Origin of the sequence: Microbacterium meiriae (assembly GCF_025143875.1) — a bacterium.
GTDB classification, from domain to species: Bacteria; Actinomycetota; Actinomycetes; order Actinomycetales; family Microbacteriaceae; genus Microbacterium; species Microbacterium meiriae.
The window spans coordinates 256,912-275,690 of sequence record NZ_JAMBDU010000001.1; the positions used below are offsets into that span (position 1 = coordinate 256,912).

14 protein-coding genes are annotated in these 18,779 nt (G+C 69.6%); 8 read left to right on the forward strand and 6 right to left on the reverse strand.

Features of this window, described 5'->3' with window-relative positions; genetic code table 11:
• Nucleotides 1-11: 11 nt before the first annotated feature.
• The 3 genes from M4D53_RS01270 to M4D53_RS01280 all read right to left on the reverse strand — a co-directional run bounded on the left by M4D53_RS01270 (nucleotide 12) and on the right by M4D53_RS01280 (nucleotide 3,956).
• Nucleotides 12-935, reverse strand: a complete 924-nt coding sequence (locus M4D53_RS01270; RefSeq protein WP_259951508.1) for a serine hydrolase — start codon at nucleotides 933-935, stop codon at nucleotides 12-14.
• Entirely contained in the window at nucleotides 932-2,320 is a 1,389-nt protein-coding gene (locus tag M4D53_RS01275; RefSeq protein WP_259951509.1) for a serine hydrolase domain-containing protein, read from the reverse strand. The genes M4D53_RS01270 and M4D53_RS01275 overlap by 4 nt, the downstream gene beginning before the upstream one ends.
• Before the next feature lie 151 nt (nucleotides 2,321-2,471).
• Entirely contained in the window at nucleotides 2,472-3,956 is a 1,485-nt protein-coding gene (locus M4D53_RS01280) for an amidohydrolase family protein (RefSeq protein ID WP_259951511.1), read from the reverse strand.
• A 167-nt stretch (nucleotides 3,957-4,123) separates the two neighbouring features.
• Here M4D53_RS01280 and M4D53_RS01285 point away from each other — a divergent pair, with 167 nt between their 5' ends.
• The 4 genes from M4D53_RS01285 (at nucleotide 4,124) to M4D53_RS01300 (ending at nucleotide 9,359) form a co-directional block, all read left to right on the forward strand.
• Nucleotides 4,124-5,137 carry a LacI family DNA-binding transcriptional regulator gene (locus M4D53_RS01285; protein ID WP_187661980.1) on the forward strand — a complete coding sequence of 338 codons (1,014 nt, stop codon included), beginning with the start codon at nucleotides 4,124-4,126 and terminating at the stop codon, nucleotides 5,135-5,137.
• Between the two features lie 132 nt (nucleotides 5,138-5,269).
• Nucleotides 5,270-6,811 (forward strand): multiple monosaccharide ABC transporter ATP-binding protein, encoded by a 1,542-nt coding sequence (gene mmsA, locus M4D53_RS01290; RefSeq protein WP_259951524.1) that lies wholly within the window; start codon nucleotides 5,270-5,272, stop codon nucleotides 6,809-6,811.
• Nucleotides 6,808-8,175: a multiple monosaccharide ABC transporter permease gene (gene mmsB / locus M4D53_RS01295; protein WP_187661979.1), complete on the forward strand. Its 1,368-nt coding sequence runs from the start codon at nucleotides 6,808-6,810 to the stop codon at nucleotides 8,173-8,175. Before mmsA ends, mmsB begins: the two co-directional genes overlap by 4 nt.
• Nucleotides 8,176-8,237: 62 nt before the next feature.
• Nucleotides 8,238-9,359 carry a substrate-binding domain-containing protein gene (locus tag M4D53_RS01300; RefSeq protein WP_187661978.1) on the forward strand — a complete coding sequence of 374 codons (1,122 nt, stop codon included), beginning with the start codon at nucleotides 8,238-8,240 and terminating at the stop codon, nucleotides 9,357-9,359.
• A 108-nt stretch (nucleotides 9,360-9,467) separates the two neighbouring features.
• Here the strand turns inward: M4D53_RS01300 and M4D53_RS01305 are convergent, their stop codons facing one another.
• Both M4D53_RS01305 and M4D53_RS01310 read right to left on the reverse strand, forming a co-directional pair.
• Complete coding sequence (locus M4D53_RS01305; RefSeq protein WP_259951512.1) at nucleotides 9,468-10,676, reverse strand: Cmx/CmrA family chloramphenicol efflux MFS transporter; 1,209 nt, start codon at nucleotides 10,674-10,676, stop codon at nucleotides 9,468-9,470.
• Between the two features lie 235 nt (nucleotides 10,677-10,911).
• Nucleotides 10,912-12,255 (reverse strand): HNH endonuclease signature motif containing protein, encoded by a 1,344-nt coding sequence (locus M4D53_RS01310; protein WP_259951513.1) that lies wholly within the window; start codon nucleotides 12,253-12,255, stop codon nucleotides 10,912-10,914.
• A 90-nt stretch (nucleotides 12,256-12,345) separates the two neighbouring features.
• Here M4D53_RS01310 and M4D53_RS01315 point away from each other — a divergent pair, with 90 nt between their 5' ends.
• The 3 genes from M4D53_RS01315 to M4D53_RS01325 are packed head-to-tail and all read left to right on the forward strand — an operon-like array spanning nucleotide 12,346 to nucleotide 16,881.
• Complete coding sequence (locus M4D53_RS01315) at nucleotides 12,346-13,122, forward strand: alpha/beta fold hydrolase (protein ID WP_259951514.1); 777 nt, start codon at nucleotides 12,346-12,348, stop codon at nucleotides 13,120-13,122.
• Between the two features lie 42 nt (nucleotides 13,123-13,164).
• Nucleotides 13,165-15,063, forward strand: a complete 1,899-nt coding sequence (locus tag M4D53_RS01320; RefSeq protein WP_259951515.1) for an ABC-F family ATP-binding cassette domain-containing protein — start codon at nucleotides 13,165-13,167, stop codon at nucleotides 15,061-15,063.
• Nucleotides 15,064-15,102: 39 nt separating this feature from the next.
• Nucleotides 15,103-16,881 (forward strand): Na+/H+ antiporter, encoded by a 1,779-nt coding sequence (locus M4D53_RS01325; protein ID WP_259951516.1) that lies wholly within the window; start codon nucleotides 15,103-15,105, stop codon nucleotides 16,879-16,881.
• A 110-nt stretch (nucleotides 16,882-16,991) separates the two neighbouring features.
• Here M4D53_RS01325 and M4D53_RS01330 read toward each other — a convergent pair whose 3' ends face one another.
• Entirely contained in the window at nucleotides 16,992-17,630 is a 639-nt protein-coding gene (locus tag M4D53_RS01330; RefSeq protein WP_259951517.1) for a hypothetical protein, read from the reverse strand.
• Nucleotides 17,631-17,894: 264 nt separating this feature from the next.
• On the opposite strand from M4D53_RS01330, the gene M4D53_RS01335 reads away from it, so the two are divergent.
• Nucleotides 17,895-18,779 (forward strand): MetQ/NlpA family ABC transporter substrate-binding protein (locus M4D53_RS01335; protein WP_259951518.1); only part of this gene is annotated, 885 nt, incomplete at its 3' end.

The window sequence follows — 18,779 nt, forward strand, 5'->3', positions numbered from 1 at the left end:
GGTGGTGCGGTTCAGGAGTCGTGGCTCCGGCTCGGTGTCGCCGCGCGCAGGTGCTCGACGGCGGCGTACGCGGCGGCGCCGATGGACGCGTCGACGCGCGGCTGCCGGTCGGCGAGCGAGGCCGCGCGGGTGAAGACGGCGACGGCGTACTGCCGACCGTCCGGGTAGGTCACCACCCCGGCCTCGTTGCGCCAGGTGGGCAGCGTCCCCGTCTTCGCTGCGATCTGCACGCCGGAGGGGAAGGCGGACGAGAGCCGGTGCGGCCAGATCTGTCTGGCCATGATGTCGCGCGCCTGCCGGCAGGCCGCCGCGGGGGCGGCGCGGTCGCTCCACAGGGAGTCGAGCAGCATCGTGACCTCGCGGGGGGTCGAGCGCGTGGTCCGCTGCGGATCGAGCGCGTCGAGGGCGAGCACCTGGTCCGCCGACGCACCGCTCAGCAGAGCGTCCAGGTCGCTGTCCGGGGTGCCGCCGAGACCGGAGACGACGGAGGCGAACAGGTCCTCGCAGCAGCCGATGAGGTGCGTGCGGTGCAGGCCGAGATCGGTGATCACCCTGTCCACAGCCGCGGCGCCGAGGCGGTGGTAGAGGACGTCGGTGGCGGCGTTGTCGCTCATCGACATCATGTTCAGAGCGAGGTCGCGCCAGCTCACCTCGGTGTCGTCGGCGAATCCGGCCGTGCCGACACCGCCGATGCGGTAGCGGGCCGTGACGGTGGTGCGCTCCCGCCCGTCGAGCTCGCCCGCCTCGACCGCACGGACGAACGCCGTTAGCACGAGGATCTTGAACACCGATGCGAGCACGACCGGCTCGTCGGCGCCGATCGCGACCTCCGGTCCGCCGTCGACGCCGATCTCCCGCGCGTGCAGGAAGCCGACGGCGCCGGCATCGGCGAAGATCTCCGAGATGCCGGGAGCTGTCGTCGCCGCGATCGTCATGCGTCCACCCGGCGGTCGGCCCGGCCCGTGTGCAGGTACAGTGCGCGACCCGTGCCGTCGTCGCCCACGAAGGCGTGCGGCATGCGGATGCCGTTCTGCGCCTCGCGGGGGAGGAGGGTGTCACCCGCCCAGCCGACGAGCTCCACCGGTTCGGGGGCCGGACCCAGCTCCGCGAAGATGCCCTTCATGGTGCGCTCGAGCCACACGCGACCGTCGTCGTCGACGCGTACGGTCGAGTCGGACACCGAGGACGAATAGGTCCCGAGGATCCGGTCGAGGTCGACCTCCACGGGGGAGTGCGGGAGGGAGGGCAGCGCCGGCATGCGCACGCCGGCGAGGGCGGCGAGGACCCGCGAGGTGATCGCGTGGTAGACGTCGACGGCGTGTCCGCCGTTGGTGAGCACGGCGACGGCGACACCCGCGCCCGGCACCATGCGGAGGAATGCGTTCTGGCCGATCGTGCCGCCGTCGTGGCCGATGACGGGCCCGCCTTCCCAGTCGAAGAGCTCCCAGCCGAGGCCCCATGCGTCGCCCATCAGCCCGAGGTCCGGCAGCTCGACCTGACGTTCCTGCATGGCCTGCACGCTCACCGTCGAGAGCACACGGGTGCCGTCCGCGGCGACGCCGCCGTCCAGATGCATCCGGGCGTACGTCACGAGGTCGCGCGCCGTCATCGCGAGCATCGATCCGGCAGGGGCGTTGGAGCGCACGAGGCTCCACACGGGTGCCGGGACCGGTTCGTCGCCGTCCTCGGACGGGAGATGACCGAGTGCGGCGCGGAACATGATCGCCTCCGCCGCGGAGGTGGCGAGATGGGTGAGCCCGAGCGGTGTCGCCAGATGCGTGCGCAACGCCTGGTCGAAGGACGTCCCGCGCAGCACCTCGACGATCCGGCCGAGCACCACGAAGGCGGCGTTGTTGTACGAGAAGCGCTCGCCGGGTGCGAACAGCTGCGGGGCATCCGTGATCGTGGCGAGGTACTTCTCCACGGCGTCGTCGCCCACCCCGGTGTCGTTGAACAGGTCGCCCTCGAATCCGCTCACGTGGCTGAGGAGCTGGCGCGGGGTGATGGCGCTCGCCGCCGCCTCGTCGGCGATCGCGAACGCCGGGACGACGTCGCGCACCGGCGCATCGAGGTCCAGCAGACCCTCGTCGACGAGCTGCATGATGAGCGTCGCCGTCCAGGTCTTGGTGATGGACCCGATCTGGAAGACCGAGTCCTCGTCGGCTTCGACTCCGGTGTTGCGGTTCAGGATGCCGGCGGCGGCGGTGACGACCTCGCCGTCGGACAGGACCGCGACGGATGCCGCGGGGACGTGCGCGTCGGCGAGCAGCGCGGGCAGGTTCTCCCGCACCCAGCTGCCGATTTCGTTCAGTTCGGACACGTGCGCTCCTCTTCGTCGAGTCGGCCGTCGCCACGGAGGGGGACGGCGATGCGCCGAGACTATTGGCGGGTTCCGGTTCGTCGTTGGTGCCCGGCGACGAGATGTGCGCCGCCCTTGGTGCCGCCGGACGAAGAGCTCAGCGCTCGAGGCGTCAGGCGTCGCCGCGCACGGCACGTCCCGGCAGGGCATCGGGCACGATGTCGCCGTCCCGCACCACCGCCGTGCCGTGCACGAGCAGGTGCCGGACGCCCCGGGATGGGCGGGTCGGGTCGGCGTAGCTGGCGCGATCGGTCACGGCGTCCGGGTCGAGGATCACCAGGTCGGCGTCGGCGCCCACGCCCAGGTGGCCCTTCCGTCGCATCCCGGAGGCGACCTCGTCCAGCACGCGGGCGGGGAGGGTGGAGCAGCGGCGGAAGGCCTCCAGCCAGCTCCACTCCCCGCTTTCCCGCACCATCAGGCGCAGCGACTTGAGGAACGTGCCGGCGGTGCGCGGATGCGTGTGCCCACCGGGCGGGAGTGGCCAGTCCCGCTGCTCGTACACGGAGGAGCCGTCGGGCTGCGTCCACGACACCGGCATGGCGTCGCTCGCGACGATCGCGTCCGGGTAGGCCAGCGCGCGGTGGAGGTGGGCGCGGTCGAAGGGGTCGGCCTCGTCGAGGAAGGTGACGATGCAGGTGGCGCCGGGATCGGAGGCGCGGAGCTCGCGCAGCCGGGTCTCGTCGGCGATCCGCTCGCCCGTCTCCACGAGGAGGAGCGACTGCGGCGTGATGCCGAGGCCGGGGAGCTTCTCCGGCGCGAGGAAGAAAGCCCCGATGGCTGTGCTCCCCGCGCCGTACGGATAGGCCTCGACGGTCACCCGGGAGCCGGCGGCCCGACTGCGGTCGAGGAGCGCGAGCACCCGGTCGACGTGGCGGAGCGAGGTGCTGTTCACGTGGCAGTGGTGCATGGCGGCGCCGGTCTCGGCCGCAGCCCGGACGAGTTCCTCCGACCCGTCGATCGGGGTCCGCGGATCGGCCTCGATCAGTTCGCGGACGTGGGTGAAGGTCGGGGCGTGTGCGGCGGCGGCGATCCGGGCGAGGGCCAGGTACTCGTCCGGGTCGGATCGCGGGGCGTAGCCCATCAGCACGCCGATGCCGAGAGCTCCGGCGGACAGCTCGGCCTCCAGGAGGCGCAGCCAGCGGCGACGCTCGACGGGGGAGGAGGACCGCTGCCACTCGCTGAGGCCGAGTAGGTCCATCGACGCGGTGAAGTCGGCGACGGGCACGCGGCCGAGGTGAGCGAGGGCGCGGGCCTGCGCCCAGGAGGCGGAGAACCCGTAGTTCAGGGGGCGTCCGTCCGCGGCGGCGCGCGCGAAGGCCTCCGCGATCGGCATGAGCCCGGCCTCGAGGTCGAGTGCGGTGGTCACGCCGTCCATCGCCTGGAGCCGCTGACCGGCGATCGAGTGCACGTGGCTGTGCAGGTCGACGAAGCCGGGGCCGACGATCGCCCCGTCCGCCTCGATCACGTCGGCGCCGACGGGCGCGGCGAGATCCCGCCCGATGGCCCGCACCCGCCCGTCGGCGATCAGCAGGTCGGCGGTCCGGTCCGTCTCGGTCATCGGGTCGATCACGCGCCCGCCGCGTACCAGGGTGTCCACCCCGCCACCCTCGCACCCTCCGCGCGGCGCGTCCCGTGCCGTCGGACGAAACCAGGGCGTGCTTCCGGTGCGCTCCCACGAACTCCGGTGCCCCGTCGAGGTGCACGGGGCATCGTCGGCAGACATAATGAAGTAGTCATGTGACCGTGCACACGCGAGGAGGCTGGATGTCCACCTCCTCCGAGCGTGCCCGCATGCCCAGCATCCGCGACGTCGCCCGCCTCGCCGGCGTCTCCCACCAGACGGTGTCCCGGGTGCTCAACGACCACCCCAGCATCCGCCCGGAGACCAAGGCGAAGGTCCTCGACGCGATCGCCGTCCTCGACTACCGCCCCAACCTCGCCGCCCGCGCGCTCGTGACGAGCAAGTCGAACATGCTCGGCATCCTCTCCGCGACGATCGGCGAGTTCGGACCGACGTCGTCCATCGCCGGCATCGAGGACGCGGCGCGGGAGGAGGGGTACTCCGTCTCCACGCTCAATCTCCCCGCGACCACGCCGGAGGCGATCGGCAACGCCGTGCGCCAGCTCGAGCGCGAGCAGGTCGACGGCATCGTGGTGCTCGCGCCGCAGGTGCGCGTCTTCCATGTCCTACGCGGCATGAACGTCACGATGCCGTTCGTGACCCTGCAGACGGCCTCGGGATCGGACGGCGTGAGCCTCTCGGCTGACCAGGTGGCGGGGGCGAAGGCGGCCACGGAGCACCTGATCGCTCTGGGCCACAGCGACATCCTCCATCTCGCCGGCCCGCAGGACTGGATCGAGGCCGAGTCCCGGATGCGCGGGTACCTCGATGCGCTCCGCGACGCCGACCTTTCCACGTTCCCACCGATCCGCGGCGACTGGACGGCCGACTTCGGCTACTTCGCCGGCAAGGAGCTCTCGCTGCGGCGCGACTTCACGGCGGTGTTCGCGGCGAACGACCTCATGGCGATCGGGCTGCTCCACGGCTTCCGCGACGCCGGGCTGCGCGTGCCGCACGACGTGAGCGTGATCGGCTTCGACGACATCCCGGTCGCGGCGCACGTGGCGCCGACGCTCAGCACGGTGCATCAGGACTTCCCCGAGCTCGGCCGACGCGCCGTGCGCATCCTCCTCGCCGAGATCCGCGGTGAGAAGCCCCCCGCGTTCGGCCCTCTGCAGACCCTTCTGCGGGCGCGCGAATCCGCTGCATCACGGTAGCGACACGAAAACATGCCGCGGACTTGACACCGCTCCCGCGGAAGACGACGATATACCGATGTGAACGGTCACATCGAAGGTGACCGCACGTCGCGAGGAAGATCCGTGAGCACCACAGCAACGTTGCCGACCGTGTCAGGTCCGATCCTGGAGATGCGCCGCATCACCAAGGAGTTCCCGGGAGTCAAGGCGCTCGCCGACGTCTCGATCACCGTCCGCGCCGGTGAGATCCATGCGATCTGCGGCGAGAACGGCGCCGGGAAGTCGACGCTGATGAAGGTCCTCTCGGGGGTATATCCCTACGGGACCTACGACGGCGAGATCCTCCTGTACGGCCAGGAGCAGCGCTTCAAGGACATCGCTGCCAGCGAGCAGGCCGGCATCGTCATCATCCACCAGGAGCTCGCGCTCATCCCGGAGCTCTCGGTCACCGAGAACATCTTCCTCGGCAACGAGATCCGCCGCTTCGGGCGCATCGACTGGCAGGCGCAGAAGGAGCGCACGATCGAGCTCCTCGCCCGCGTGGGGCTGGATGAGGACCCTGACGTCCCGGTCAAGACGCTCGGCGTCGGCAAGCAGCAGCTCATCGAGATCGCCAAGGCGCTCAACAAGGACGTCAAGCTGCTCATCCTCGACGAGCCGACCGCGGCGCTCAACGAGAACGACTCGCAGCACCTCCTCGACCTGATCCTCGGGCTCAAGGCCAAGGGCATCGCGTCGATCATGATCAGTCACAAGCTCAACGAGATCGAGCAGATCGCCGACGAGATCACGATCATCCGCGATGGCCGTACGGTCGAGACGCTCGACATCTCCCGCGGCGAGATCAACGAGGACCGCATCATCCGCGGCATGGTCGGCCGGTCGCTGGAGAGTCGCTACCCGGACCGCACGCCGGAGATCGGCGAGGTGTTCTTCGAGGTCAAGGACTGGTGGGTCCAGCATCCGACCGTGCCGGAGCGCATGGTCGTGAAGGGGTCGAGCATCAACGTCCGTCGTGGCGAGGTCGTCGGCATCGCCGGGCTCATGGGGGCCGGCCGTACCGAGCTGGCGATGAGCATCTTCGGCCGCTCCTACGGCACGTTCCTCTCCGGCACGATCGTGAAGGACGGACAGGAGATCGAGCTCCCCGACGTCGCCGCCGCCATCAAGCACGGGCTCGCCTACGTGAGCGAGGACCGCAAGGTGCTGGGCCTCAACCTCCTCGACACCATCAAGCGGTCCATCGTCGCGGCGAAGCTCTCCAAGATCGCGCACCACGGCGTCGTCGACTCCCGCGAGGAGTTCTCGGTGGCGGAGCGGTACCGCAAGGCGCTGCGCATCAAGACCCCGTCGGTGGAGGAGGGCGTCGGCAAGCTGTCCGGCGGCAACCAGCAGAAGGTCGTCCTGGCGAAGTGGATGTTCACCGACCCCGACCTGCTGATCCTCGACGAGCCCACCCGCGGCATCGACGTCGGCGCCAAGTACGAGATCTACGCGATCATCAACGAGCTCGCCGCGCAGGGCAAGGGCGTGATCGTCATCTCCAGCGAGCTGCCCGAGCTGCTCGGCATCTCCGACCGCATCTACACCGTGTTCGAAGGCCGGGTCACCGACTGCATCCCGGCCGACCAGGCGACCCCCGAAGACCTCATGCGCAGCATGACCTCCGCGACCCAGAAAGCAACCGCATGACCACCGACTCGACCACCGCGAAGCGCGGCTTCCACTTCAAGGACATCACGAAGATGTTCGGGGGAGGGCAGTCGACCCTCCGTCAGTTCGGCATCCTCGGCAGCCTCGTCGTCATCCTCGTCGTCTTCCAGGTGCTGACGTGGATCTTCAAGGGCACCGGACTGACGCTGTCCTCCGGGAACCTCATCAACGTCGTCAACCAGTACTCGTACATCCTGATCCTGGCGATCGGCATGGTGATGGTCATCATCATGGGACACATCGACCTCTCGGTCGGATCGGTCGCCGCGTTCACGGGCATCGTCGTGGCGAAGGCCATGCAGGACTGGAACCTCCCCTGGCCGCTGGGCATCCTCCTCGGTCTCGGTGTCGGCGTGCTCGTCGGCGCCTGGCAGGGATTCTGGGTCGCCTACGTCGGGGTGCCGGCGTTCATCGTGACGCTGGCCGGCATGCTGTTCTTCCGCGGTGCGAACCAGGCGGTGGGTGACTCTCAGTCCGTGCCCGTGCCGGAGGGCTTCAAGATCATCGGTGCCGGCTACCTGCCGGAGATCGCCCTGCCCCTGCCGTTCAACATCCCGACCATGCTGCTGGCGCTCGCCGGTGTCGCATGGATCGTGTTCTGGGAGATCCGCACCCGGCGCATCCAGCGCAAGATGGGCTCCGACATGGCGCCCATCTGGGTGAGCGTGACGAAGGTCGTCCTCATCTCGGCCGTCATCCTCATCGCCGGCTGGCTGTTCGCCACGGGGCGCGAGGGCACGAGCTTCCCGATCTCGGGCGTCATCCTCCTCGCCCTCGTCATCCTCTACTCGTTCATCACGAACAACACCGTCTTCGGCCGCCACATCTACGCGGTCGGCGGCAACCGCCAGGCCGCGCGCCTCTCGGGCGTGAAGGACCGTTGGGTGGACTTCTTCGTGATGATGAACATGTCGGTCCTGGCCTCGCTCGCCGGCATGATCTACGTCGCGAGGGCGACCGCCTCGGGCCCGCAGGACGGCAACGGCTGGGAGCTCGACGCGATCGCCTCCGTCTTCATCGGCGGCGCGGCCGTCTCCGGCGGCATCGGCACGGTGATCGGGTCGATCATCGGTGGTCTGGTGATGGCGTTCCTGAACAACGGCCTCGCGCTGCTCGGCGCCGGTGCCGACGTGGTCTCGATGATCAAGGGCCTCGTGCTGCTGTTCGCCGTCGGCGTCGACGTGTGGAACAAGCAGCAGGGTCGTCCGTCGATCACCGGCTTCCTCACGCGCCGTCTCGGCCGCAAGCAGGACCCGGCCACCGACACGTTCGATCCCACGAAGACCAACTACCCCACCAGTCAGAAGTACGAAGCCCCCGCCGTCGAGGAGACGCGCGGATAGTAAGGGCCACGTCGCGCAACGCAGGCGCGGCGGGACCTGCACACACCAGAGAAAGAGATCACATGAAGAAGATCCTTCTGTCGGCGACAGCGCTTGTCGTCGCGGGCGCATTCGCCCTCACCGGCTGCTCCTCGGAGCGCGGCGGTGGGGACTCGGGTTCGGGGTCGGGCGAGGAGACCGCCTCGGGCTTCGACGCCGGCTCCACGATCGGTGTCGCTCTGCCCGACAAGACCTCGGAGAACTGGGTCCTGGCCGGTCAGCTGTTCACCGACGGCCTGGAGAAGGCCGGTTTCAAGGCGGACGTGCAGTACGCGCCCGCCAGCAACACGGTCGCCGAGCAGCAGAACCAGATCCAGGCGATGGTCACCGGTGGCGCCAAGGTCATCATCATCGGTGCCAAGGACGGCAAGCAGCTCACCACGCAGGTGGAGGCCGCCCGCGACGCGGGTGTCGCGGTCATCGCCTACGACCGTCTCATCGAGAACACCGACGCCGTGGACTACTACGTCGCCTTCGACAACTTCGAGGTCGGCAAGCTCCAGGGCCAGGCGCTGCTCGACGGCCTCGCCGAGCGCGCGGGACACGAGGCGCCGTACAACATCGAGCTGTTCTCGGGCTCGCCGGACGACGCCAACTCGGCGGTGTTCTTCAACGGGGCGATGGAGGTGCTGCAGCCGAAGATCGACGACGGCACGCTGAACGTCGTCTCCGGGCAGACCGAGATCTCCCAGACGGCGACCGAGGGCTGGAAGCCGGAGAACGCACAGCGTCGCATGGACTCGATCCTCACGTCGAGCTACGGCTCGGAGACGCTCGACGGCGTCCTGTCCCCGAACGACACCCTCGCCCGCGCCATCATCACCTCGGCGCAGCAGGCAGGCAAGCCCGTCCCGGTGGTAACCGGTCAGGACTCCGAGGTCGAGTCGGTGAAGTCGATCATGGAGGGCGTGCAGTACTCTACGATCAACAAGGACACCACGCTGCTCGTGGAGCAGGCCATCAAGATGGTCGGTCAGCTCCAGAAGGGCGACGAGGTCGACGTCAACGACACCGACCAGTACGACAACGGCAAGAAGGTCGTCCCGGCCTACCTGCTCCCGCCGGTCATCGTGACCAAGGAGAACGCGGCCGAGGCGTACGCCAACGTTCCGAGCCTCCTCGAGATCGTGAAGTCGTACGAGTAAGCAGAAGCGAGACCGTCCTCGTTCCCCGCGAACGTCGGGCACGACGAGCCGTCCGGACCTTCGGGTCCGGGCGGCTCGTCGCCGTTGTCAGGGCTCAGCCTCGTGGCGTCAGCTGCCGGAGTGCCTTCTTCGCGTGATCAGGGCAAGAAGGAGGGCACAGGCCGACAGGGTCACGGCGACCGCGACGGGGGAGAGCGGACCGGCTCCGCTGGCGAGCGTCCAGCCGCCCCAGGCCGGACCGATCACGGCACCGAGGTTCAGGGCGGCGGTCGCGTAGGACCCTCCCATCGTCGGGGCGGCGGAGGCGGCGTACAGGACGCGGGTGATCAAGGTGCTTCCCACGCCGAACGAGGCCATGCCCTGCACGAAGACGAGAACCAGCAGCGCGACCGGCTGATCCGCGACCGTCGCCAGGACGATCCAGCCGCCCAGGAGCAGCGGTCCACCGACGGCGAGCAACGCGCCCGAGTGCCGATCAGCGTATCGACCGGCGATGGTCACGCCGAGGAACGAGCCGAGACCGAACAAGACGAGCGCGACCGAGACCGCAGCGTCGGGCAGACCGGCGATCTCGGTGACGATCGGCGCCAGGAACGTGAAGACCGCGAAGGTCCCCGCGTTCACCAGCGCCGCCAGGATCATCGCGAGGGCGAGAGGCGGTGTCACCAGGAGGGCGATTTCCGCGCGCAGGGACGGTGCCTTCCTGGCGGGATGCGCCGGCGCCGGGGCTGCTCCGGATGTCGACCGGGGCTGCGCCGGCGTCGCGCCCCGGATCGTCGTCGGCACTCCACGGAGGATCCCGAGGAGTGCGGGGAGACAGAGCAGCGCGACGGCGGCGAAGGTGGCCCGCCAGCTCGATGCGCTGCCGAGCACCGCCCCCGCAGGGACGCCGACGACGGTGGCGATGGTCGTCCCCGAGAGCACCACCGCGAGGGCGCGTCCCGTGCGTTCGCGGGGGACGAGGAGAGTCACCGTACGGAGAGCGACGGCGAGGAACCCCGCGTTCGCGAGGGCGCTGAGCACGCGCATGACGAGGAGGAGCTCGAAGGCAGACGTCACCGCGCCGACGACATGGCACGCGGCGAAGAGCGCCAGGCAGGCGATGAGCGTGCGACGCGGCGGCCACTCGCGCGCGAACGCGGCCATGGCGGGCGCGCCCACGACCATGCCGACGGCGAAGGCCGAGGTGAGGAGACCGGTCGTGCCGACCGGGACGTGGAGGTCGTCCGCGATCGCGGGCAGGAGTCCAGCGAGCATGAACTCCGAGGTGCCCATGACGAAGACCGCCAGGGCAAGCGCATAGAGGGGGAAAGGCATCGAGTGCTCCGAGGTGAGAGGGAAGTGGAGGGCTTCTCGTCACCACGGTCAGCGCCCGGGTCACCGGCGCGCGCCCGCCGACAGGGCGGACGAAGGGATCAGCGGTTCACGGGGCTGACGGTGTGACCGGCAGCCCCCGACCTGTCTGATTCGGGACTCGACATGCCCTCCACCCTACGGCTGATCGGCGTGCCTGCGTGATCGGTGTGCAGGCGCGATCGGTGTGCCTGCGTGATCAGCCGGCGGTGGTCCTGGCGTCGGGCGAAGACCACGGGGGATCCTCGGCGAAGGTCACGGTGTGCGGAGGCGGCGGTCGGTCGATGTAGCTCCGGCCGGTGGGGCTCGTCCACTCCAGAACGCCGCCCGGCCCCTGCTCGACGTGCCACGGAGAGTGGTGTTTGAGCATGTGATGTCGTCGACAGAAGGTCGCGAGGTTGTCGTGCACGGTCTCTCCGCCGAGCGCCGCATCGTGATTGTGATCGAGGTCGCACTTCCGGGGCGCGAGGCCGCAGCCGGGGAAGCGGCAGCGTTGATCGCGGGCCCGCAGGTGCCGGCGGAGGTCTTCGCTCGGGCGATACCGGTCGACGGCCAGCAGCGCCCCGCTGAACGGGTGGGTGAGCACCCGGTCCCATCCGCTCGCTGCGCCGGCCAGTCGGCGGGCCGTGGCCGGATCGATCGGGATCACCCCGTCGAGCTCGGCGGCGAGGATCGGAGTGCCGCCCGTGGCCCCTTCCTGCTCGCCGTGCATCAGGGTCAGCACCGGCACGGTGACCTCGACGCGCGCTCGAAGTTCCGAGAGCAGTCCTTCTTCCGAGTCATGTCCCGCCGGAGCGCCCGTCAGGACGAGGTCGGCGAGCAGGTCCGCGCGCAGCTGATCCACGGTCCTGTCGTCGGGGATGCTCTCCTCCGCCTCCCGACGGTGTGCTCGCGCGTTCTCCTCCCGCACGGCATGCGCCATCTGGGAGAGCCGGTCGAACATGCCGTGCACGAGGGCCGCAGGGCCGCGCGCACCGAGTTCGGCCATGCCATCCTCGAGGTCGGTCACCCACACGCGGCGCAGCTCACTGGCGTCGCGGTGTCGCTCGACGAGCGTCCGCTCCTCGAACCGGTCGGCCAGTCGGCGCACGAGCCGGCGTATCCGGTTCGGAGACTCCGCAGCGGCCACCTCGACCGCCTCCGTCGCGAAACGCGAGCGGTCGTCCGGGTCATCGAGATGAGCGCCCGCCTCCACGATCAGCCGCGCGTGCGCGGCGCTGATCCGTCCGGCGCCTTGGGCCTCCCAGACGGTGGGGAACCGCTCGACCAGCCAGGACGCCTCGGACATCCGCCGTTCGATCGTGCGGTCGCTGACGCGCTGTGCGGCCCCGATCTCCGCGGCGACCGTGCGGATCGCCATGTCGCCGCCGTCCGGATGACGCGCCTGCCGAGCGATGTCGACCGCAAGCCGCCCCGCCATCGCCAGGAGACCATCCCGCGCGGCCTGCATGCTGCTCAGCGTCTTCTCGGCCGCTTCCAGCCCCTCCACCAGATCGGCGAGCATCGCCATCTGGGAGTCGGTCGCGTCGAGCAGTGCGGGCATGACGTCAGTCCATCACCGACCACTGACATTCGAACGAAGGTTCGAAGGAATCTGGCCGAAAGTCGTATCACGAAAGGATAACGACCGTGGTTGACTGGCTCCGTGCTCCTGAACGTCATCGAAGCCGGGGAGGGCGACCGCGTCGCCGTGCTGCTGCACGGCATGATGGGGTCCGCCGAGAGCTGGCACCGCGTGGTCCCGCTGCTCGTGGAACGCGGCTTCCGCGTGCTGGCGCTCGATCTGCCCGGCCACGGCCTCTCGCCGCGTGACCCGGAGCTCACGATCGAGTCGGCGGCCGATGCCGTCGTCGAGACTCTGGCGCAGGTCGCGGCCGGCTGCGATGCCGAGGGCACCCCGGGGGGCCGCGCCTGCTCCACCCTCGCCGTCGCCGTGGGGCACTCCTTCGGAGCCACGGTGCTCGCCGCCGCCGCGCCCCGCCTCGACCCGGGCCTCGCGGTCTACGTCGACGCGCCGCTCGCCCTGCAGGGCGGCCAGGATCGTGCCGTGCTCGTGTCGCAGTACGAGCATGACCGCCGCGAGCGGATGTCGCCCGCCGACCTCCGCCGCCTCCGTCCCTTCTACTCCGTCGACGACGCCACGGTCGAGGCGCGGGCGGCCGAGCGGTTCGACCCGCCGACGGCGGCCTCCGTCTCCTGCGGGGAGGACGGCCATTGGACCGCCGCCCCCGGCTCCATCGTCGTGCGTGCGGAACCCAGCGCCTGGGTGACCGATGAGGACGCGCGACGGTTCGAGCACGGCGGGGTGACGGTGCGCAGCATCCCCGGCGCCGCCCACACCGTCTGGTACAGCCACTTCGAGGTCTTCACCGCCGCGCTGCCGGAGCTCTTCGCCCCCTCGCTCGTCTGACCGGGCGACCGCCCGACGCGGCGCGACTACCCTGGAGAGGACATGGCACATCTTCTCGGGGCCGAAGCCCTGCACCTCGAATACCCGACCCGCGTCGTCTTCGACGCCGTGACCCTCGGCATCGAGGAGGGCGACCGCATCGGCATCGTCGGCCGCAACGGCGACGGCAAGTCCAGCCTTCTCGCCATGCTCGCCGGCCGGAAGGAACCGGACTCCGGGCGCGTGACCGTGCGCGGCGGCACCCGCATCGGCGTCCTCGACCAGGCCGACACGCTCCCCGACGACATCACGATCGCCGCCGCCGTGGTCGGCGACATGGCCGAGCACGAATGGGCCGGAGACGCCCGCGTCCGCGATGTGATCGAGGGGCTGCTGACGGATCTGCCGTGGGACGCGCAGATCGGCTCCCTCTCCGGCGGGCAGCGCCGCCGTGTGTCCCTCGCGAAACTGCTCACGGGCGACTGGGACGTCATCGCGCTCGATGAGCCGACGAACCACCTCGACGTCGAGGCGATCACGTGGCTCGCCGGGCACCTCAAGAAGCGCTGGCCCGCGAACGCCGGAGCCCTCCTCGTCGTGACCCACGACCGGTGGTTCCTCGACGAGATCTGCACCGAGACGTGGGAGGTGCACGACCGCATCGTCGAGCCCTTCGAGGGCGGCTACGCGGCCTACATCCTGCAGCGGGTCGAGCGCGACCGCATGGCGGCGGCGACAGAGGCGAAGCGGCAGAACCTCGCCCGCAAGGAGCTCGCCTGGCTGCGCCGCGGTGCCCCGGCCCGCACCAGCAAGCCGAAGTTCCGCATCGACGCCGCCAACGAGCTCATCGCCGACGTGCCCGAGATCCGCGACAAGGTCTCGCTGCAGTCGCTCGCCGTCTCGCGGCTGGGCAAGGACGTCGTCGACCTGCTCGATGTGGGGGTGACGTACCCTTCGACAAGCTCAGGGACCCAGGGAGGCTCAGGGACCCAGGGAGGCTCAGGGACCCAGGCGGGCTCAGGGACCCAGGCGGGCTCAGGGACCGGCGGGAAGACCGTGCTGAAGGACGTGGAGTGGCGGATCGCCCCGGGCGAGCGCACGGGCATCCTCGGTGTGAACGGTGCCGGGAAATCCACCCTCCTCGGGCTCATCTCCGGCACGGTCGAGCCCACCGAGGGGCGGATCAAGCGCGGGAAGACCGTGCAGGTCCGTACGCTCACGCAGCGCCTCGACGAACTCCTGCCGCACTGGAACGACCCCGTGCGCGTGGTCATCTCGGGTCTGCGCACCTCGTACACGCTCGGCGCCGGGTCGAAGGCGCAGGACCTCACGCCCGGACAGCTCCTGGAGCGACTCGGGTTCTCCTCCGCCCAGCTCTCGACGCCGGTGAAGGACCTCTCGGGCGGACAGCAGCGTCGGTTGCAGCTGCTGCTCGTGCTGCTCGACCAGCCGAACGTGCTCATCCTCGACGAGCCCACGAACGACATGGACACCGACATGCTCGCCGCCATCGAGGACCTCCTCGACTCCTGGTCGGGCACGCTCCTCGTCGTCAGCCACGACCGGTACTTCCTGGAGCGGGTGACGGACCAGCAGTACGCGATCCTCCCGGGGCCGGACGGCGCGGGGCGCCTGCGGCATCTCCCCGGCGGCGTCGACGAGTACCTGCGCCTGCGGCAGCGCGTCGAGAGCGCCCCGGCGACCTCGACGGCGGCGTCGGCCCCCGCAGCGAGCGGTCTCGACGGCGCGGCTCTCCGGGCGGCGCAGAAGGAAGCGGCCGCCCTCGAGCGTCGCATCCAGAAGCTCACGCAGCAGGTCGACGCGGCCAAGCACGCCCTCGCCGACCATGACCAGTCCGACTACGCGGGCCTCGGCGAGCGGATGAAGGCGATCACCGCGCAGGAGGCCGAGATCGAAGAGCTGGAGCTGCGCTGGTTCGAACTCACGGAGCAGATCGGCTGACGGAGGAATATCCTTCTCCCACGACTGTTGGGAGTAGCGATGGAAGGCCTCGAAGTAACCGTCCTGCTCGGACTCACGATCCTCGTCGGAACCCTGATCGCCCCGCGCGTGCGTCTCGCGCTGCCGCTCGTCCTCGTCATCCTCGGTCTGGCGCTGGGATTCATCCCGCCGCTGCGTGAGGTCCAGCTGCCGCCGGAGACCGTGCTGCTGCTGTTCCTGCCGGTGATGCTGTTCTGGGAGAGCCTGACCACGTCGCTGCGGTCGATCCGCCGCGACTTCCGCTACATCGTGCCGATGAGCACGCTCCTCGTCGTCGCCTCCGCGTTCGCGGTGGCCGGCATCGGCGTGCTGTTCGGCATGCCCTGGGAGATCGCGCTCATCCTGGGTGCTGCGGTCGCACCGCCCGATGCCACGGCCGTCGCGGCCCTCGGTCGGCTGCTGCCGCGTCGGATGTTCATGAAGCTCAAGGCCGAGAGCCTGACCAACGACGGCACCGCGCTCGTGCTCTACGCCATCGCCGTGTCCCTCGCGCTGGGCGGCCAGGTCACGCCGCTCTCGGTCACCTGGGACGTTCTGGTGTCGTACGTGGGCGGGATCGCCGCGGGGATCGTGGTCGCGGCCCTGGCCACGCTGCTGCTGCGCCGCATCTCCTCCACCATCGTCATCAACGTCACGCTGCTGCTCGTGCCGTTCTCCGCGTTCCTCATCGCCGAGCTCGTCCACGCGTCGGGCGTGCTCGCCGTGGTCGTCGCCGGACTGATCGTCGCCTGGGTGTCGCCGCGCGTGACGACGGCGGCCTCGCGCCGACAGGCCGACGCGGCCTGGCCGTTCGGCGTCTTCCTCCTGAACGGGGCGCTGTTCGTGCTCATCGGCCTCGAGGTGCAGTTCGTCGCGCACGAGATCTCCGCCGCCGCCATCGGCCGCCTGGTGCTCGTGACGCTCGCCGTGTGGGCGACGCTCTTCGCCGTCCGGTACGTGTTCCAGCTCCTCAACGTGCTGTTCCAGCGTCGCCCGGCCGAACGCCCGCCGCGCGGCGCCCGCTCCCGCGCCCGACTCGTGTCCACGGTCGCCGGCATGCGCGGAGCGGTGTCGCTGGCGATCGCACTGTCGGTGCCGACCGGCGTCTCCGAGGGGAGCGTCGTGGGCGGCCGTGACGAGATCGTCTTCGTCACCGCCGGCGTGATCCTGCTCAGCCTCCTCGTGCAGGCGCCTCTCCTCCCCGCGCTCGTGCGCTGGGCGCGATTCCCGGTCGACCATGCCGAGGACGAGGAGTACGAGCTCGCCGAGCGCGCGATCTCCGGAGCGGCCCTGGCCGCGCTCGACGACCTCGCCGCCGAGCACGGCATCGGCCAGGAGGTGCGCGATCGGGTGCGTGCCGAGGGGTACCAGGCGCTGGAGTTCGCGAACGCCCGGACGCTCGCGCGGGAGCAGGCGCTCATCGACGCCGAGGCCGAGGCGCTGGACGAGATGCTCGGCGAGCCCGATCCCTACGGCACCGGGGGAGATGCGCGCAGCCGCGAGGACGAGGACGCGGGTGACGTCGCGGTGTCGGCCGGGACCGCCCCCGACCCCGAGGCGACCGACGGCACGACGCTGCAGATGATCGCGACCTCCGCCGACGTCGACCTCGCCCAGCGGTCACCGCTCGTGCGACACGAGGAGCACACCCGGCTCAAGCTCGCGCTGCTCGACCGCAAGCGCGAGGTCCTGCTCGGGCTCCGCGGCGCCGGCACCGTGGACGACATGGTGGTCCGCCGGATCTCCGCCCGTCTCGACCTGGAGCAGGTGCGTCTGCAGGGCATCGAAGAGCTCGACTGACCCGCCTCGCACGCGGCTATGCGGTTTCGTCGTTCCCGTCCCGATCAGACAGGACTTGCGAAGCGGGACCGGGCGCACGCTTGCGCCCGGTCCCGCTCCGGTAGCAACGGCTACACGCCTGAAAGATCCACCCAGTGCGTCAGCTTCAACCATGCGCTCCCGGTTCCCGAGAGCTTGAACTTCACCTCGGCGAGCACCCGGGGAGAGGTGAGCGAGTTCTGCGGCGGCTTGGTCTGGAAGCCCCACCCCGTGTTGTAACTGTAGGTATTCGTCGTGGGGGCCTTCTTGATGATGGACGGTGAGCCTCCGCCGCTGTAAATCTCTACCTTTCGACCCTGGAGGGCGAACCCGGGATCTGGCGTCCATCGACCGGTGACCTTCTCTGTCCGGATCTGATCGCCTTTGCTGTTCAGGCTGTAGGTAATCGTGATGGACGACTTGACCGATCCGTTGTCGTGGTTGCCGCCCACCGAGGAGCGTGGAGCCACGACACCGGGGATTACGGGCGCGCTCGGGACGGGAGGAGAAGGAACTCGCGTCTCTATGGTGGCGGTAGTGCTGCCCTCCTCAACCGGTATCTGCTCTGTCTGCTGGTAGACGATCTCTCCAGTTCGTACGTCTGACACGACGATCGTGGATGACGCATACGAAGGCTTCTCTTCGGTAGCCGCATACGCGGCTGACGTGAGGGAGAGGGAAAGTGCCGCGGCTGCGGCGACCGCGAGTCCGGCCTTCTGATGTCTGTTCATGATTTCTCCGGTCGTTGCTGTGGCGCCAGACGGCGCCTTCGCTCGGATGAGCGCGTCGAGCCCAGCACGTGCACCGAATTCTGGCGAAGACTGTTTCCTTGTCTTACGCGATCCGGTGCCGTGGGGAATGCGCCACCGCGGGCTCCACGTACCCCAGCAACCGAGGGTGCCACGCGGCTATGACGCCGTGTGACATCCCGATTCCGCGACAACGCGGCCTCCTGCCTAACGTTGTCGAGTCCCGCCAGGAAGGAACCCCTCATCATGTCCCGCCGCACCACCTCCGCCCTCGCCGCGCTCGCCGCGGTCCCGCTGTTCGTCGCCCTTGCCGGGTGCGCCACCTCGTCCGACGCGGGGTCCGGCGACGGCGGTTCCGAGAACGAGACCGTCAAGATCGGCGTGGTCGGCGAGAGCGACCCGCAGTGGCCCGCTTTCGTGGATGCGGCGGCTGACGCCGGCATCACGGTCGAACTCGTCGACTTCGGCTCGTACGAGCTGCCCAACCCGGCGCTGAGCGAGGGGGAGATCGACCTCAATCAGTTCCAGCACGTCGTGTACCTGGCGCAGTACAACGAGGCCTCGGGGGATGACCTCGCGGCGATCGGTTCGACGCAGATCTACCCGCTCGGTCTCTACTCGACGAAGTACGACTCGGTGAAGGACATTCCTGAGGGGGAGACCGTCGCGGTTCCCGACGACGCCTCCAACCAGGCCCGCGCGCTTCTCGTGCTTCAGGCCGCTGGCCTCGTCGAGCTTAAGGACGGCGGCACGGCTTTCTCTGATCTCGCAGATGTGGACGAGAGCAAGTCGTCGGTCAAGGTCACCGCGCTGGAGGCTGCTCTCACCCCGGAGGCTCTGCCCGACGTGGCTGCGGCCGTCATCAACAACGACTTCGTCGAGGATGCGGGCCTCTCGTTCGACGATGCGCTCTTCACCGACGACCCCGAGGACCCGAGCGCGCTCCAGTATGTGAACATCTTCGCGTCTCGCGCCGAGGACGTCGACAATGAGACATACCTCAAGCTCGTCGAGATCTTCCAGACCGACGAAGCTGTGCAGGAGGGGCTGGCGAAGTCGTCCGGAGGAACCGGTGTCACTCTGCAGACGCCGGCAGATGAGCTGGCCTCGCTGCTGAAGGACGTCCAGAAG